The sequence below is a fragment of the Knoellia sp. Soil729 genome, assembly GCF_001427985.1.
Taxonomy (GTDB): domain Bacteria; phylum Actinomycetota; class Actinomycetes; order Actinomycetales; family Dermatophilaceae; genus Knoellia.
On the sequence record NZ_LMSA01000007.1, the window covers coordinates 42,016 to 58,462 of the forward strand.

Genomic DNA, 16,447 nt, shown 5'->3' on the forward strand with positions numbered 1-16,447 from the left:
CACGTCACCCGCGTCGACTGCTGAGGACCTCCGAGTCGGCGATCTTCAGGCGCCCACCCTCGTCGACGAGTCGGTAGCTCGTCCGCTCGATGTCCACCCGGCCGTTGCTGCGGGAGTAGGTCAGGGTGGCCACGACCCGGTTCGGCGGCGTGGCTTCGACGTCGCTCACCTTCACGCCCTCGATCTTGCTCCAGAAGCTGTCGTACGACGCACGGCCGCCGGCGTGGTTGCTCTGGTAGTCGGCGGTCATCCCGGACCAGGCCCGGTCGGTGTCGCCGGGCAGGAGGGAGTAGTAGTCGGTGATCGCCGACGAGAGGAGCGCCGCCCGGCTGGGCGATGCGGCTGCGGACGAGGTGGTGGGCGAGGACGTCGGGGAGGGCTTCGTGGTCGCCGCCCGTGTCGGTGTCGGTGTCGGTGATGGTTTCGTCGTCGAGGGCGTGGCGCTCGGCGCGGCCGGCTCGGAGGTCGACGGCGCAGTCGATGGTGATGTCGGCGCAGAGGTGGACGTCGAGGCCGTTGTGCCCTCCTCGTCGTCGCCGAAGAAGGTGGCGGACAGCACCGCCGCCAGCACCAGGCACACAGCCACGAGGGCGAGACCCACCACCAGCGCAACCGGCGGGCGTCGCTTGCGCCCGGGGTCGGTTCCCGGCGCATCAGGGTCTGCGTCCTGCGCACCTGGGTCGCCGACCGCCGGTGCGTCCGAGCGTGGCTCGGGAGCCGGGTCATCCTCCATGCCCAGCAGGGCGCCCAGCCCGACGGCTTCCGGCTCCCCGAGCACTGCAGTGGGCGGCAGGCTCTCCTGAGCCGCGGGCTGGTCGTCGGTCATGGCCCGGGACAGTGCGAGGGAGACAGCCTCCATGGTCGGACGCGCCTCAGGATCGGGAGAGAGCATGTCCCGCAGGAGCGGAGTGAGGGTGCCGGCGCGAGTCGGTTCCGGCACGTGGGCGGCCGCCACCTTGTGGAGCAGGGCCAGGGAGTTCGCCTCGGCCCCGAAGGGCGGCGACCCCTCCAGGGCCGCGAACAGCGTCGAGCCCAGCGAGAAGACGTCGGCGGGGAAGGACGCGTCCTCCCCTCGGGCCACCTCCGGTGCCAGGTATGCCGGAGTGCCGTGGATCATCCCGGTGCGGGTGAGGGTGGCGTCGCCCATCGCGTGGGAGATGCCGAAGTCGCTGATGTGGGCGGCGCCGTCGGCCGTGATGAGGATGTTGCCCGGCTTCACGTCACGGTGGACGATGCCCAGCCTGTGGGCCGCGGCCAGCGCCGAGGCGACCTCGCTCCCCATACGCGCCGCCCGCTCCACGGGCAGGGGCCCACCGTCGCGAAGCACCGTGGACAGCGGGGTCGAGGGCACGAGCTGCATGACCAGGCACGGCTGGCCGTCGTGCTCGACCGCGTCGAACACCGGCACCGCGTGGGCGTGGTGCAAGCGGGCGGTGATCCGGGCTTCGCGCATGGCGCGCTCCTTGGCCTCCTCGGCCTCGACCTCCGGGACGCCGGGCAGCGTGCGCAGCTGCTTGAGGGCCACCGCCCGGTCGAGGCGTTCGTCCCACGCCTGCCAGACGACCCCCATGCCACCGGTGGCGATGATGGACTCCAGACGGTACCGACCGGCGACACGCGTTCCCGGGGCGCTCACGAACAACCTTCCTGTCGACCTGACCTGACCTCATGAGCCTACGGGCGGGATCGGTGGCGCAGCCCCGCAGCCGCTCCCTCATCCGGTCGTCCACCGCAGGTGGCTCGGTGCCGGAGGTCCGGGTGCGGGGCACGTGTCCCCGCGGGCAACTAGGCTCGTGGCGCACCTGCCACGACCCGCCGGTGCGCCGAGCAGTCCGCCCCCCAGGAGAGGTGACACCGTGAGCGACGACCTGTCGAGCACCCGACGCACGGGGGTCTCGACCTCGCCCCGCACTGCTGCCATGTGGGCGGCCGTGGACGAGGTCGTCCGAGCCCGCGCACAGGAGCTCCAGCGGCCGCTGCGTGTCATCGACCTCGGGGGTGGCACCGGTGGCCTCGCCGTCCCCCTCGCCCTCGACGGCCACGACGTCACGGTCGTCGACCCGAGCCCTGACGCCCTGGCGTCGCTGCGTCGCCGGGCTGCCGAGGCACAGGCCTCGTCGCGGATCAGTGCCGTGCAGGGTGACGCCGAGACCCTGTCGTCCCTCGTCGGTCGCGACCGGCCAGACCTCGTGCTGTGCCACGGCACGCTCGAGTACGTCGACGACCCGGAGGCCACCCTCTCCCTGGTCGCGGGTGTCCTCGCGCCCGGCGGCATCCTCAGCATCGTCGTCCCCCAGCGCTCGGCGGCCATCCTGGCGCGCGCCCTGGCGGGCCGGTTCGCCCAGGCCCGGGCCGCGCTCGACCGTCCCGACGGACGGTGGGGTGACGGCGACCCCGTGCCCCGCCGGTTCGACCGGGCCGGTGTCGTCGCCCTCGTCGAGGCTGCCGGCCTGACGGTCACGCGAGCACACGGCATACGCCTGTTCAGCGACCTCGTGCCGTCAGCCCTCGTCGACTCCGACGCCGACCGTGCGGCGCTCCTGGAGCTCGAGCGGGCCGTGGCGGCCCACCCCGAGTTCGCCCTCCTCATGGACCTCGGCACGTCCCTGCACGTCATTGCGACCCAGACCTGAGGACCGGTCGTGAGCCGCCGCCAGTTCAGCCTCCCCGCACGCTCGTCGAGCGCACCACCCGACGACACCGGGTGCACGATCCTGCACGTCGACATGGACGCGTTCTATGCCATGGCCACGTTGCTCTCGCACCCAGAGCTCGTCGGCACGCCCGTGATCATCGGCGGCGGCAACCGTGGTGTCGTGCTCTCGGCGACCTACGAGGCACGTCGCTTCGGTGTGGCGTCGGCGATGCCCATGACCCGTGCCCGCAGGCTGTGCCCGCAGGCGACGGTGCTTCCTCCCGACCATCGTCTGTATGCCGCGATCTCGTCTGCGGTCATGGAGACCTTCCGGTCGGTCACCCCCGACATCGAGCCGCTCTCGCTCGACGAGGCCTTCCTCGACGTCTCGGGCGCAATCCGGCGGCTCGGCTCACCCGCGACGATCGGTGCGCAGATCCGCGACACGATCCACGACCAGCAGGGCATCACCTGCTCGGTAGGGGTCTCCTCGACGAAGTTCGTGGCCAAGATTGCCTCCGGTCTGGCCAAGCCGGACGGGATGGTGGTGGTGCCGCGTGACGAGGTGATCCCCTTCGTGCAGCAGCTGCCCGTGGGTGCCCTGTGGGGCGTGGGGGACAAGACCGAGGAGCAGCTGACCCGGCTCGGGCTGCGCACCGTCGCCGACATCGCGCACACGCCGCTGCCGACACTGGTGCGTGGCCTCGGTGAGGCGACCGGTCACCACCTCCACGAGCTCGCCTGGGGGCGTGACCCCCGGCCGGTGCAGCGTGAGCACCGCGAGAAGAGCATCGGCGCCGACGAGACGTTCGAGTACGACATCGACGACCCCCACGAGATCCACCGGCACCTGCTCAAGCTCAGCGACCGCACGGCCGCACGGCTCCGCTCGGCCCGCCTCACGGGTCGCACCGTCTCGATCAAGGTGCGCTTCTCGGACTTCACGACAATCACCCGTGCGCGCACCCTGCGAGAGCCCACCGACGGCAGCCGCGAGATCTATGAGACCGCGACCTCGCTGTTCGACGCCTTGGGACTGCAGCGGGCCCGGATTCGCCTCGTCGGTGTCCGCCTCGAGAAGCTCGTGGCGGTCGAGGAGGCTCCGATCCAGGGAGTCCTCGGGGAGGCGGAGCACGGTTGGCGCGAGGCCGACCGGGCCGTGGACCGGGCCAGCGCACGCTTCGGTGCGGGGTCCGTGCGACCGGCGAGCCTGATAGCCCGGGGCCAACCTTCCGCCAGCGGCGATGGGGACCTATCCTGAAGAGACCAGCAACTCAGCTGGCGAAGCAACGAATTCGCAGCGCCAGACGTTGTATTGGTAGAGGATCGACAACACACGTCGAATCACGCGCCGCACACCAGGAGGACGCCGTGCCGCTGTCAGAGCACGAGCAGCGAATGCTCGAACAGTTGGAGCAGGCCCTGGTCGCCGATGACCCGAAGTTCGCTTCGAGCATGGAGGGGACCCGACGGGGTGGGCCGACGCGGATGCGCTGGATCATCGGTGTCGTCGGGGTGGTCGTCGGACTGGCCCTGGTGCTCGTGGGCATCAACACCACGATGTGGGTCGGTGCGGCCGGCTTTGCGGTCATGGTCGCGGCCGTGGCCTACGCCCTCACCCCACCCCGGCGCAGCAAGCTCGCCGTAGTGCGGCCGGACGGCACCACCGGTCCGGCCGGCTCCGGTCACCGCCAGAAGAGCGGCTCGGGGTTCATGGACAAGCTGGACAACCGCTGGGACCGCCGCGGCCACGACGGCATGCACTGACCAGTCAGCGGGCGTCAGGTGGCGAGGACGCCGACCACCCAGGTGACGGCGATGAGCAGGCCCGCGCAGAGCTCGATGCCCATGCTCGTGAGCACGGCGCGCACGGCGTGCTTGGTGCGGGCCCATGCCTGGGTCCGGTCCCGGCTGCGACCCTGCTCGACGAGGAAGATCCCGAGCACGAAGCCGAGAACGAACCCCACGACCGGGATGACGAACATCCCGATGACCCCGAGCGCGGCAGCGAGCAGCAGCGTGGAGGTCTTGACCCCCTGCTGGCGCAGCCGTTTGCCGGGGACGAGGAACTGGATGGCCACGCCCGCGAGGTAGATTGCGAGGCAGACCCCGAAGAACGTCCAGGCGGTGGCGCCGCCGGTCTCGAAGGCCCACAGCAGCACGCCGAGCACGGCGAGGAGCAGGCCGGGGACGACAGGGACGACAATGCCGACGATCCCCACGAGAATGAGGATCGCCGGCACCCAGACGCTGGTGCCCTCCGTCAGGAGGTTCACTCGGGAAGCGTCACACGTCGATGTCTGCGACTGCCGGTGGCTCGGTGAGACGGTCGCTCTCGTCGATGATGTCCGCGTGGTCGCGGAGCTTCGGCAGGTGCTCGCGTCCGTGGTGGGCGCAGAAGAGCAGCTCCCCCCCGACGTGGAGCGTCGCTCGGATGTAGGCCTGGGCACCGCAGCGGTCACAGCGGTCCGCAGCGGTCAGGGTGGGTGCCAGTGCGGTGGTCACATCGGCCTCCTCGGCTGATCTCGTCATTAAGCCCACGGCGGATGCGTGGGCGTCAAGCGTTGTAACAGTCAAACACGCCGGGGTCTTCCCGAGGGGGAGGTGCTCGTGTTGTGACCGTTCCGATGCCGACCGGTCGATTCTCTCCCACGGGTGTGACAGCGCGCCTCGCCGGGGCCGTCGGAGGGCGGAGCTAGCCTGAGGGTCCATCGCACGAGAGCCTCACCGCACGACACTTCGATAGGAACGCATGAGCCCCACGTCCACGGCGAAGAAGGCCGCGACGACCAAGTCCGGGTCCGACTACAGCGCGCACCACCTGCAGGTGCTCGAGGGCCTCGAGGCCGTGCGCAAGCGCCCGGGCATGTACATCGGGTCCACCGACAGCCGTGGCCTCATGCACTGCCTCTGGGAGATCATCGACAACTCGGTCGACGAGGCCCTGGGCGGTCATGGCGACCGCATCGAGGTGGTCCTGCACCGCGACGGGTCCGTGGAGGTCCGGGACACCGCTCGAGGGATCCCCGTCGACATCGAGCCCCGCACCGGCCTCACCGGTGTCGAGGTCGTCTTCACCAAGCTGCACGCCGGCGGCAAGTTCGGTGGCGGCTCCTACACCGCGTCCGGTGGCCTCCACGGCGTGGGCGCCTCGGTGGTCAACGCACTGTCGGCCCGGCTCGATGTCGAGGTCGACCGCGGTGGCAAGACCTATGCCATGAGCTTCCGGCGAGGTGAGCCCGGCTACTTCCCCGACGTGGCGAGCGCCGACAAGAGCCCCGAGCACGAGTTCACGCCCTACGAGCGCACGAGTGAGCTGGCCGTCATCGGCAAGGCCAAGCGCGGTGTCACCGGCACGCGCATCCGCTACTGGGCCGACCCGCAGATCTTCATCAAGGACGCGGAGTTCGACTACCAGGGCCTCGTCGCCCGCGCGCGGCAGACCTCCTTCCTCGTGCCGGGCCTGACGCTCGTCGTGCGCGACGAACGCGGCATTCCGGGCACGCCGGGGGAGGCCGGGCCCCACGAGGAGGTCTTCTTCCACGACGGCGGCATCAGCGAGTTCGCCGAGTTCCTGGCCCCGGACCCGGCGGTGACCGACGTCTGGCGCCTGCAGGGCTCCGGCAGCTTCACCGAGACGGTGCCCGTGCTCGACGCCAAGGGCCACATGAGCCCCCAGGAGGTCGAGCGCGAGTGCGAGGTCGACGTCGCCGTGCGCTGGGGCACCGGCTACGACGCCAGGATCAGCTCGTTCGTCAACATCATCGCCACGCCCAAGGGCGGCACCCACCTCGCCGGCTTCGAGCAGGCCCTGCTCAAGGTCTTCCGCAAGCAGCTCGAGGTCAACGCGCGACGTCTCAAGGTCGGCAGCGACAAGGTCGACAAGGACGACATCCTCGCGGGGCTCACCGCGGTCGTGACCGTGCGCCTGGCCGAGCCGCAGTTCGAGGGCCAGACCAAGGAGGTCCTGGGCACCAACGCCGTGCGCGCCATCGTCGGTCGCGTGGTCGAGAAGGAGCTGACCGCCAACCTCACGTCGACCAAGCGCGGCGAGAAGCAGCAGGCCGCACTGCTGCTCGAGAAGGTCACCGCCGAGATGAAGTCGCGCATCAGTGCCCGGCTGCACAAGGAGACCCAGCGCAAGAAGAACGCGCTCGAGACCTCCTCGCTGCCGGCCAAGCTCGCCGACTGCCGCAGCAACGACGTCGAGGCCACCGAGCTGTTCATCGTCGAGGGTGACAGCGCGCTGGGCACCGCCAAGCTCGCGCGCAACTCCGACGTCCAGGCCCTGCTGCCGATCCGCGGCAAGATCCTCAACGTCCAGAAGGCCTCGCTCACCGACATGCTCGGCAACGCCGAGTGCGCCGCGATCATCCAGGTCCTCGGGGCCGGGTCGGGCCGCTCCTTCGACGTGGAGTCCGCCCGCTACGGCAAGGTCATCATCATGACCGACGCCGATGTCGACGGCGCCCACATCCGCACCCTGCTGCTCACGCTCTTCTTCCGTTACATGCGCCCGCTCGTCGAGGCCGGTCGCGTCTATGCCGCGGTGCCGCCCCTGCACCGCATCGAGGTGGCCGCCGCGGGTGCCCGCAAGGGCGAGCTCATCTACACCTACTCCGAGGGCGAGATGCGCAAGACGGTCGCCTCCCTCACCAAGCGCGGCCGCAACGTCAAGCAGCCCATGCAGCGCTACAAGGGACTGGGTGAGATGGACGCCGACCAGCTCGCCGAGACGACCATGGACCCCCAGCACCGCACCCTGCGCAAGGTCACCATGGCGGATGCCGAGGAGTCCGAGCGCATCTTCGAGCTCCTCATGGGCAACGAGGTTGCGCCCCGGCGCGACTTCATCGTGCGCGGCTCCGCCCGTTTGGACCGCGAGCGCATCGACGCCTGAGCCGGCGCCGATGCCGGGCCACTCCTCACGCTGCGCACCTCCGAAGGCGCGCCGGCACCTTCGGTGGGCAACCGGCATACCGGCGCGTTCGCGTTGCCCTCGAAGGTGATCTGCGCCACAGTAAGCCGGTAACAGGCGCCGGACCTCCGGTGACCGACCAGGAGGGGTTCGGATGAGTGGACACATCGACAGCCGGGGCGGCACCGACGTCATCGACCCACCGGCAGGCGGGCAGCCGGAGCTCAACCGGGTCATGGGTCCCAAGCTGCTGCTGCTCTTCATCGTGGGCGACATCCTCGGCACGGGGGTCTACGCCCTGACCGGAGCCGTCGCCGGTGAGGTCGGCGGTGCCGCGTGGGCACCGTTCCTCGTGGCGTTCGTCATCGCGACCATCACGGCGTTCTCCTACCTTGAGCTCGTGACGAAGTACCCGCAGGCGGCCGGTGCGGCGCTCTACACGCACAAGGCGTTCGGGCTGCACTTCGTGACCTTCCTCGTGGCGTTCGCCGTGATGTGCTCGGGCATCACCTCCGCGTCCACGGCCTCGGTGGCGTTCGCCAGCTTCCTCAGTGACGGGCTCCAGATGGACTGGGGCGGCGGGAGTGCAGCGCTCCTCATCGTCGCCCTGTGCTTCATGGCACTGGTCGCCGCGGTGAACTTCCGCGGCGTGGGAGAGAGCGTCAAGGCCAACGTCGTGCTCACCCTGGTGGAGCTGTCCGGTCTGCTCATGATCATCTTCATCGGCCTGTATGCCGTGACGCAGGGTCGCGCGGACTTCTCCCGGGTCGTCGTGTTCGACAGTCCGAGCGACAAGAGCACGTTCTTTGCCATCACCGCCGCCACGTCGCTCGCCTTCTTCGCCATGGTCGGCTTCGAGGACTCGGTCAACATGGCCGAGGAGACCAAGGACCCCGTTCGCGACTTCCCCCGGGTGATGCTCACGGGTCTCGGGATCACCGGCCTCATCTACGTCCTCGTCGCGATCACGGCGGTCGCGCTGGTGCCGGTGGGTCAGCTGTCCGACCCGGAGGCCGAGGCAGCGCTGACCCAGGTGGTCAAGGCCGGTGCGCCCAACTTCCCGTTCGACAAGGTCTTCCCCTTCATCGGCATGTTCGCGGTGGCCAACTCGGCGCTGATCAACATGCTCATGGCGAGCCGGCTGCTCTACGGCATGTCGAAGCAGGAGGTGCTCCCACCCTTCCTCGGCAAGGTGCACTCCTCACGTCGCACGCCGTGGGCGTCGATCCTGTTCACGACCGCGATCTCCTTCGGGCTCATCTACTTCGTGGCCACCCAGTCGGACTCCAACATCATCGCGGCCCTCGGCGGGACTACGGCGCTGCTCCTGCTCGGAGTGTTCACCATCGTCAACATCAGCGTGCTGGTGCTGCGCAAGGACACCATGGACACCAAGCACTTCGTCGCGCCCACGGTCCTCCCGATCCTCGGAGCCATCGCCTGCGCCTTCTTCGTCGGTCCGTGGACCGGGCGCGACACGATCCAGTACACGATCGCCGGCTGGCTGCTGGGGATCGGGGTCGTCCTGTGGGCGCTCACCTGGCTGGCGAACCGGTTCCTGTTCGCCAAGAAGACCTACATGCGTGACCCCGAGGAGCTCGGCGACCCGGACCACGCGCACCACTGAGCCTGCTGGCCCCTCCAGGGGTGAGCAGCGCAGCGGTCAGTCAGCGGGCAGCGGGCGGTGCGGTGCTGCGGTGCTGCGGCGGACGACGAGCTCGGTCGGCACCACCACCTCGGTGGCGGTGCCGTCGGCGACGTCGTCGACCCCCAGGGACCTCAGCAGGATCTCGGCGGCCTCGCGACCCTGCGCGGCGACATCCTGGCGCACCGTGGTGAGACCCAGGACGTTGCTCAGGGCGTGGTCGTCGATCCCCACGACCGAGAGGTCCTGCGGGATGCGCAGGCCCTGTGCGCGCGCCGCTGCCATCGCACCGATGGCCATCTCGTCCGAGGCGGCGGCGATGGCGGTGGGCCGGTCCGCTGATGCGAGCAGCGTGTGGGTGTCGGCCGCCGCGCTGTCGGCGGTCCAGTCCGAGCCCAGGATCCACTGGTCGTGCTCAGCCAGACCGTGCTCGCGCATGACGTCGTGGAAGGCGTCGAGACGCGCCTGCGGCGTCTGGATGTGCGCGACGTTGGAGGGGACCGCCCCGACATAGGCGATGCGTTCGTGGCCCAGCGACACGAGGTGCTCGGTGGCCACGCGCATCGCGAGGGCATCGTCGATGCGCACGTTGGGCCGGTCGGGCACCGGGGTGCCGATGGCCACGAGCGGAAGTCCGAGCCGGTCGATGAGGGTCAGCTCGTCCTCGGTCATCGGCAGGTTGAGCGTGATGACGCCGTCGACCCTCTTCCACAGCATGTTCTGCGACAGCGGGAGCCGGCGGTCGAAGCTGTCGTCCTCGAGGTCGAAGAGGAGGACGTGGTGGCCGTGCTGGCGCAGCGTCTTCTCGATGGCGCTGACGAGCGTGGCGAAGAACCACCGGGTGAGGAAGGGCGCCACGACGCCGACCACCTGGTTGCGACCGGAGGCCAGCGAGGTCGCGGTGGGGCTCGCGACGTAGTCGAGCTCGGTGGCGACCTTGAGCACCCGCTCCCGGGTGGTCGGGCTGACCCGGTCCAGGCCCCGGAGCGCGCGGGAGACCGTGGCCACGGAGACCCCGGCCTCCCGCGCGACATCCGTGATCGTGCTCATCCGCCGGTGGCGGTCCCGAGCAGTCATCTCAGCCCTTCAGGCCACCCGCGAGCAGACCGCGGACGAAGAACCGCTGCAGGGCGAGGAACACCGCGACCGGCACGATCATCGAGATGAACGCCCCTGCCGACAGGAGGTACCAGGCACTGCCTCGTGATCCGGAGAGCTCGGCGACGCGCACCGTGATCGGCGCGACGTCGGGCGACCCGCCGAGGAAGACGAGCGAGACGAGCAGGTCGTTCCAGACCCAGAGGAACTGGAAGATGCCGAACGCGGCCAGGGCCGGGGTGAGCAGCGGCAGCAGGATCTTGAAGAAGATCGTGACGTGCCCGGCCCCGTCGACGCGTGCGGCCTCCATGAGCTCGGCTGGGAGCTCTCTCATGAAGTTGTGGATCAGGAACGTCGCCAGCGGTAGCGCGAAGATCGTGTGCGAGAGCCACACGCTCCAGTAGGACGCCCCGAACCCGAGCTTGTTGGAGTAGATGTCGAGCAGGGGGATGAGGGCGATCTGCAGCGGCACGATCTGGAGAGCGAACACGGCCACGAACAGGGCGTTGCGTCCCGGGAACGGCATCCATGCGAAGGCGTAGGCCGCGAGCGATGCCAGGAAGAGCGGCAGCATCACCGCGGGCACGGTGATGACGATCGTGTTGACGAAGTACTGGCTCAGGCTGGCGGAGCTGCCAGGCGCCAGGGCCTGCCGGTAGTTCTCGAGGGTGAAGCCGCCGGGGTCGCTGAAGGCCGTCCACCACCCGCTCTTGTTGATGTCGCGCTGGCTGCGGAACGACGTCACGAGCAGGCCGAGGGTGGGCGTGGTCCACAGGACGGCGATGAGCACCGCGACGAAGGAGGCCCACCGGGAGTTCAGGGCGCTCGCTGCGTCCCCGCTGGCGGACTTCTTGGCCTTGCGGGGCTTGCTCGGCGGCTCGAGGTCCGTGGGGTCGAACGACTCGGGCAGGGCGCCCGTTTGGACGGTACTCACGGCTCAGGCCTCCTTGCGCATCTGGACGATGTTGTAGGCCACGATCGGGATGACCAGGACGAAGAGCAGCACGGCGAGCGCGGCCCCGAGGCCGGCGGCGTCGTAGCGGAAGCTCTGGTTGTAGAACTCGTTGGCGACGACCGAGGTCTTGAACTGACCCGCGGTCATGGTGCGCACGATGTCGAAGACCTTGAGCGTGCCGATGCCGATGGTCGTGAGGACGACCACGAGGGCGGCCCGGATGCTCGGCAGGGTGATGAAGCGGAACATCTTGACGCCGTAGACCCCGTCGAGGTGTGCTGCCTCGATGATGTCGTCGGGGATCGCCTTGATCGCCGCGGACAGGATGGTCATCGCGAAGCCGGCCTGGATCCAGACCATGACGACGATGAGCATGAGCGTGTTGAGGGGAGCGTCGAGCAGGAAGTTCTGGGTCTCGAGACCGAACCACTTGAGGATCTGGTTGAGCAGGCCGATCTGGGGGCGCTCGGTCTGTTTGTACTGGTAGACGAACTTCCAGATGATGCTCGCGCCCACCATGGAGATCGCCATCGGCAGGAAGATCAGCGCCTTGGCGAACGCCTCGCCGCGCGCCCGGTCGATGAGGATCGCGTAGAGCAGACCGATGCCCGTCGCCAGGAACGGGACGAGGATGACCCACAGGGCGGTGTTGCGCAGCACGATGAGCAGCTCGGGCTGGGTGAACATGGCGGCGTAGTTGGAGAGGGAGAAGCTCCCGTCACCCTTCTTGCCGCGCAGCGACTGGATGACCGTGAGGATGGCGGGGTACATGAGGCCCACCGCGAGCAGGAGGACGGCCGGAGCGGCGAAGAGCGCACCCTGGGCCTTCTCGCCGTTGCGCCCCTTGAAGCGCGAGGCCAGCAGCAGGACGAGGCCGAAGACGATGGCGAAGACGGCCACCGCGAAGAACATGAGCAGGAACTTGCCAGTCGTGCTCTGCGCACGAAGCAACGGCTCGGGAATGCCGGACGGCGCGATGCTCAACAGGCTCGCAGCCATGACTCCACCTCCGGGGTTGAGGGGTGCATCAGGACGGAAGCCGGGGTGGGGCGGGCGAACCACCCCACCCCGGCGAGGAACCGATCAGCTCGGATCAGGTCAGGACTTGGGCCAGGAGTTCTCGATGTAGTCGAGAGTGGCCTTGTCGTCCTGTCCGGTGATCCAGTTGGTCATGCCCTTCCAGAAGGTGCCCGATCCCACGGCGCCCGGCATGAGGTCGGAGGCGTCGAAGCGGAACGTCGCGGACTTGTCGGTGAGCTGCTCTGCCGACAGCTTGTCGACGGGGTTCTTGAGCAGGGAGGCGTCCGCGTTCTTGTTGGCCGTCACACAGCCACCGGAGCCACAGGTCTTGGCGCGCTCGTTGGCCCACTCGACCGACGAGAGGTAGGTCTGGAACGCCTTGACCTCGGGACGGTCGGCGAAGGCGGCGACGAACTCACCACCACCGAGGACCGGGTGGGTGGAGTCGTCCTTGGCCGGCAGGTAGAAGGCCCAGACGTCGCCGTCCTCGGCGACCTTGGTGCCCTCGGGCCAGTTGGCCGCGTAGAACGACGCCTGGCGGTGCATGTAGCAGCCGCCATCGTCGAGGATCGGCTGGCCGGCGTCCTGGAAGGACGTGGAGGCGATCGTCTTGACGTCGCCGAAGCCACCGTTGACGTACTTCGGGTTCTTGAGGATCTTGCCGACCTCGGCCAGGGCCGTGGCGACCTGCGGGTCGTTGAAGGGGATCTCGTGGTTGGTCCACTTGTCGTAGACGTCGGCGCCGGCGGTGCGGAGCATGACGTCCTCGACCCAGTCCGTGGCCGGCCAGCCGGTGGCGTCACCGGACTCGATGCCTGCACACCACGGCTTCGCATCGGGGTTGTCGGTGGCGATCTTCTCGGTGAGCGTCATCAGCTCGTCCCAGGTCTTGGGGATCTCGTAGCCCTTGTCCTTGAAGGCGGACGGGGAGTACCAGACGAACGACTTGACGTTGGCGCCGAGGGCGGCGGCGTAGAACTTGCCGTCGACCGTGCCGTAGTTCTTCCAGTCGGGCATGTTCTTGTCGACGTTGGCCACCGTCTCCGGGGGAGCGGGGATGACCTTGCCGGTCTCGACCATGGTCTTGAGCAGACCGGGCTGGGGCAGGTAGGCGATGTCCGGGGCGTTGCCGCCCTTGACGCGCACGGGGAGCTGTGCCTCGAACTCCTTGGAGCCCTCGTACTTGATCTTGATGCCGGTGCAGTCCTCGAAGGGCTTGTACGAGGCGATGTGCGGTGCGTCCTCAGGGGCCGTGATCGAGGTGTAGACCGACACCTCCTTGCCCTTGAGCTCACCGAAGGTCTTGTAGGGCGCGCAGTCGATGGTGCTCTTGGCACCCGCGTCTGCCGTGGTGTCGCCGCCGTCGTCCGAGGAGCCGCAACCTGCGACGCTCAGCGAAACCGCGACGATGCTGGCGAACGCCATTGCCGTGCGGCGATGTGATGTGTGGGCCATGCCCGCCTCCAACTCTTCAGGGGACGCGCCAAGGCCATTCCTGACCTCGGCGCTGAGGGAACCACTTGGCAGTGTAAAAGCGGTTACGCGCACGGGGGAAGGATTCTGCTCCTTTGGGAAGTCACGATCACGTAACGCGACAAGGGCGACTTATTGCCCGTTTGGCCAGTTGCGAGGGCAGCGAGCCACTGGCCAAACGGGCAATAAGTCGGAGGGGATGCGCTGTCAGGACAGCGGTGCGCCGATGCCGGTGATGACGGCGGAGCCCTGCACTCCGGAGCCGTCCCGCCGGCCGGTGGCCTCGGGCAGCTCGAGCGCGACGCCACCGGCGCCGCTGGCTCGGGCCGGTGTGGCACCGACCCAGGCGAGCACGAGGGTGTCCTCGCCCTTGAGGAAGCGGTGGGCCCGGACGCCGCCCGTGCCGCGCCCCTTGGCGGGGTACTCGGAGAAGGGGGTGACCTTGAGAGCGCCGGGCTGGGTGCCGGGCAGGGCGTCGGCCGCCCCGCTCGCGGTGACGACGACGGCCTCACGTGCCGGGTCGACCACACCGAAGAAGACGACCTGCTCGCCGGCGCTGACGCGCACACCCGCGATGCCACCGCCGGTGCGGCCCTGCGGTCGCACCCCACTGGCCGGGAAGCGCAGCAGCTGGGCGTCGGAGGTGACGAACACGAGGTCCTCGTCGCCGGTCGCGACCTGACCCGCACCGACCACACGGTCACCGTCCCTGAGCGAGATGACCTCCCAGTCGTGCGACTTCGGCTGGTCGGCGGTGACCCGCTTGACGATGCCCGAAGCGGTGCCGAGCGCGAGACCGGGGCCGTCGGCGGCCAGCGACGCGATCGAGACCGGTTCCTCGCCGCGCGGCAGGTCGACATAGGCGGCCAGGGGTGCGCCGCCGGACAGCGACGGAGCGCCACCCAGCGGAGGCAGGGTCGGCAGCTCGAGGGCGCTGATCCGGATCATCCGGCCCAGGCTCGTGACGAGACCGACCTCGCCCCGAGCCGTCGTGCGCACGGCAGCGATGACGGCGTCGTGCTTGGCGCGGCCGCCCTCGGCGGGGATCGGCTCGTCGGTGGAGGTGCGCGCGAGCAGCCCGGTGGAGGACAGCAGGACCCAGCACGGGTCGTCACTCACCTCGAGCGGCGCGGCAGCACTGACCGGGTTGCCGGCCGACTCGAGCAGGACGGTGCGGCGGGGGGTGCCGAACTTCTTGGCGACCTCGCCGAGCTCGGTGGACACGGTGCGGTGGAGCAGCTTCTCGTCGCCGAGGATCGCCTCGAGCTCCTCGATGGCCTTCTGGAGGTCGTCGCGCTGGGTCTCGAGATCGAGGCGGGAGAACTTCGTGAGGCGTCGCAGCTGCAGCTCGAGGATGTAGTTGGCCTGCAGCTCGCTGAGGTCGAACACGCTCATGAGGCGCGTGCGCGCCGTTGCCGTGTCGTCGCTCGTGCGGATGAGCTGGATGACCTCGTCGATGTCGAGGATCGCGATGAGGAGGCCGAGGACGAGGTGCAGCTGGTCCTGGGCCTTGCGCAGCCGGTGGGCGGTGCGACGGCGCACGACGTCGATGCGGAACTCGACGTAGTGGCGCAGCAGGTCCTTGAGCCCGAGCGTCTGCGGCTGCCCGTCGACCAGTGCGACGCTGTTGATGCCGAAGGAGTCCTCCATCGGCGTGAGCTTGAACAGCTGCTCGAGGACGGCCTCGGGGTTGAAGCCGTTCTTGACCTCGATGACCAGGCGCAGCCCGTGCTTGCGGTCGGTGAGGTCCTTGACGTCGCTGATGCCCTGGAGCTTCTTGCCCTGCACGAGCGTCTTCATCCGCTCGATGACCTTCTCGGGACCCACGAGGTAGGGCAGCTCGGTGACGACGATGCCGGACTTGCGCGGGGTGAGCTTCTCGATGCGGGTGGTGGCACGGGTGCGGAAGGTGCCCTTGCCGGTGAGGTAGGCGTCGCGGATGCCGTCGAGGCCGACGATCTTGCCGCCGAGCGGCAGGTCGGGCCCGGGGACGAACTTCATGAGGTCGTCGAGGCTGCAGTCGGGGTGGGTGATGAGGTGGCGGGCGGCGCCGATGACCTCGACGAGGTTGTGCGGTGGCATGTTGGTCGCGAAGCCGACGGCGATGCCCGAGACGCCGTTGACGAGCAGGTTGGGATAGGCCGCCGGCAGCACGCCGGGCTGCAGCAGCTGGTCGTCGTAGTTGGGGACGAAGTCGACGGTGTCCTCGTCGAGGCCGGCCGTCATCACCAGGGCTGCCGGTGCGAGGCGGGCCTCGGTGTAGCGCGAGGCGGCCGGGCCGTCGTCGAGCGAGCCGAAGTTGCCGTGCCCATCGACGAGGGGCAGGCGCATGGTGAAGGGCTGGGCCATGCGCACCAGCGCGTCGTAGATGGCGGTGTCCCCGTGCGGGTGGTACTTGCCCATGACGTCGCCGACGACGCGGGAGGACTTCACGTGGCCACGGTCGGGACGCAGGCCCATCTCGCTCATCGAGTACAGGATGCGGCGCTGCACCGGCTTGAGGCCGTCACGCACGTCGGGCAGGGCACGGGAGTGGATGACCGACACGGAGTACTCGAGGAAGGCGTTCTGCATCTCGAGCCCGACGTCGATGTCGACGACCTTGCCGTGGATGTCCGCGGCGTCAGAGGAGGGGGTCGGGGTGCGCTTGGCCATGGGTGAGCGGTCTGCCTCGGGTATGTCGGTGTCTCGCTGCGGGACAGC

General features: G+C 69.1%; 13 protein-coding genes. 5 read left to right on the plus strand and 8 right to left on the minus strand.

Annotated elements, in window-relative coordinates:
• Positions 1-4 precede the first annotated feature (4 nt).
• Positions 5-1,636: a serine/threonine-protein kinase gene (locus ASG74_RS16320; protein WP_056146170.1), complete on the minus strand. Its 1,632-nt coding sequence runs from the start codon at positions 1,634-1,636 to the stop codon at positions 5-7.
• Positions 1,637-1,856: 220 nt separating this feature from the next.
• Here ASG74_RS16320 and ASG74_RS16325 point away from each other — a divergent pair, with 220 nt between their 5' ends.
• From ASG74_RS16325 to ASG74_RS16335, 3 genes are all read left to right on the plus strand, one after another.
• Positions 1,857-2,633: a methyltransferase domain-containing protein gene (locus tag ASG74_RS16325; RefSeq protein WP_056146173.1), complete on the plus strand. Its 777-nt coding sequence runs from the start codon at positions 1,857-1,859 to the stop codon at positions 2,631-2,633.
• Positions 2,634-2,642: 9 nt separating this feature from the next.
• Complete coding sequence (gene dinB, locus ASG74_RS16330; protein WP_056146176.1) at positions 2,643-3,896, plus strand: DNA polymerase IV; 1,254 nt, start codon at positions 2,643-2,645, stop codon at positions 3,894-3,896.
• Positions 3,897-4,006: 110 nt separating this feature from the next.
• Positions 4,007-4,402, plus strand: coding sequence for a DUF3040 domain-containing protein (locus ASG74_RS16335; protein WP_082569855.1), 396 nt, complete (start codon positions 4,007-4,009; stop codon positions 4,400-4,402).
• A 14-nt stretch (positions 4,403-4,416) separates the two neighbouring features.
• On the opposite strand, the gene ASG74_RS16340 is transcribed toward ASG74_RS16335, so the two are convergent.
• Both ASG74_RS16340 and ASG74_RS16345 read right to left on the minus strand, forming a co-directional pair.
• Positions 4,417-4,911 carry a DUF456 domain-containing protein gene (locus ASG74_RS16340; RefSeq protein ID WP_056146181.1) on the minus strand — a complete coding sequence of 165 codons (495 nt, stop codon included), beginning with the start codon at positions 4,909-4,911 and terminating at the stop codon, positions 4,417-4,419.
• A 10-nt stretch (positions 4,912-4,921) separates the two neighbouring features.
• Positions 4,922-5,140 (minus strand): DUF7455 domain-containing protein, encoded by a 219-nt coding sequence (locus ASG74_RS16345; RefSeq protein ID WP_056146184.1) that lies wholly within the window; start codon positions 5,138-5,140, stop codon positions 4,922-4,924.
• Positions 5,141-5,387: 247 nt separating this feature from the next.
• On the opposite strand from ASG74_RS16345, the gene ASG74_RS16350 reads away from it, so the two are divergent.
• Positions 5,388-7,535 carry a DNA gyrase/topoisomerase IV subunit B gene (locus tag ASG74_RS16350; protein WP_056146186.1) on the plus strand — a complete coding sequence of 716 codons (2,148 nt, stop codon included), beginning with the start codon at positions 5,388-5,390 and terminating at the stop codon, positions 7,533-7,535.
• A 172-nt stretch (positions 7,536-7,707) separates the two neighbouring features.
• Entirely contained in the window at positions 7,708-9,180 is a 1,473-nt protein-coding gene (locus ASG74_RS16355; protein ID WP_056146189.1) for an APC family permease, read from the plus strand.
• 36 nt (positions 9,181-9,216) lie between these two features.
• On the opposite strand, the gene ASG74_RS16360 is transcribed toward ASG74_RS16355, so the two are convergent.
• The 5 genes from ASG74_RS16360 to ASG74_RS16380 all read right to left on the minus strand — a co-directional run bounded on the left by ASG74_RS16360 (position 9,217) and on the right by ASG74_RS16380 (position 16,399).
• Positions 9,217-10,248 carry a LacI family DNA-binding transcriptional regulator gene (locus ASG74_RS16360; RefSeq protein ID WP_056146193.1) on the minus strand — a complete coding sequence of 344 codons (1,032 nt, stop codon included), beginning with the start codon at positions 10,246-10,248 and terminating at the stop codon, positions 9,217-9,219.
• A gap of 28 nt (positions 10,249-10,276) precedes the next feature.
• A complete protein-coding gene (locus tag ASG74_RS16365; RefSeq protein ID WP_235499073.1) occupies positions 10,277-11,230 on the minus strand; it encodes a carbohydrate ABC transporter permease in 954 nt (317 codons plus the stop codon).
• A 3-nt stretch (positions 11,231-11,233) separates the two neighbouring features.
• Complete coding sequence (locus ASG74_RS16370; RefSeq protein WP_082569857.1) at positions 11,234-12,250, minus strand: carbohydrate ABC transporter permease; 1,017 nt, start codon at positions 12,248-12,250, stop codon at positions 11,234-11,236.
• Positions 12,251-12,349: 99 nt separating this feature from the next.
• Positions 12,350-13,726 carry an ABC transporter substrate-binding protein gene (locus tag ASG74_RS16375; protein ID WP_056146196.1) on the minus strand — a complete coding sequence of 459 codons (1,377 nt, stop codon included), beginning with the start codon at positions 13,724-13,726 and terminating at the stop codon, positions 12,350-12,352.
• Between the two features lie 225 nt (positions 13,727-13,951).
• The gene (locus tag ASG74_RS16380; protein ID WP_056146199.1) at positions 13,952-16,399 is read right to left on the minus strand and encodes a DNA gyrase/topoisomerase IV subunit A; all 2,448 of its coding nucleotides are present in this window, start codon (positions 16,397-16,399) and stop codon (positions 13,952-13,954) included.
• Positions 16,400-16,447 lie beyond the last annotated feature (48 nt).

Coding starts and splice junctions, on each gene's coding strand:
- ASG74_RS16350 (WP_056146186.1), top strand. CDS start 5,388: ATGAGCCCCACGTCCACGGCGAAGAAGGCCGCGACGACCAAGTCCGGG.
- ASG74_RS16355 (WP_056146189.1), top strand. CDS start 7,708: ATGAGTGGACACATCGACAGCCGGGGCGGCACCGACGTCATCGACCCA.
- ASG74_RS16360 (WP_056146193.1), bottom strand. CDS start 10,248: ATGAGCACGATCACGGATGTCGCGCGGGAGGCCGGGGTCTCCGTGGCC.
- ASG74_RS16370 (WP_082569857.1), bottom strand. CDS start 12,250: ATGGCTGCGAGCCTGTTGAGCATCGCGCCGTCCGGCATTCCCGAGCCG.
- ASG74_RS16375 (WP_056146196.1), bottom strand. CDS start 13,726: ATGGCCCACACATCACATCGCCGCACGGCAATGGCGTTCGCCAGCATC.
- ASG74_RS16380 (WP_056146199.1), bottom strand. CDS start 16,399: ATGGCCAAGCGCACCCCGACCCCCTCCTCTGACGCCGCGGACATCCAC.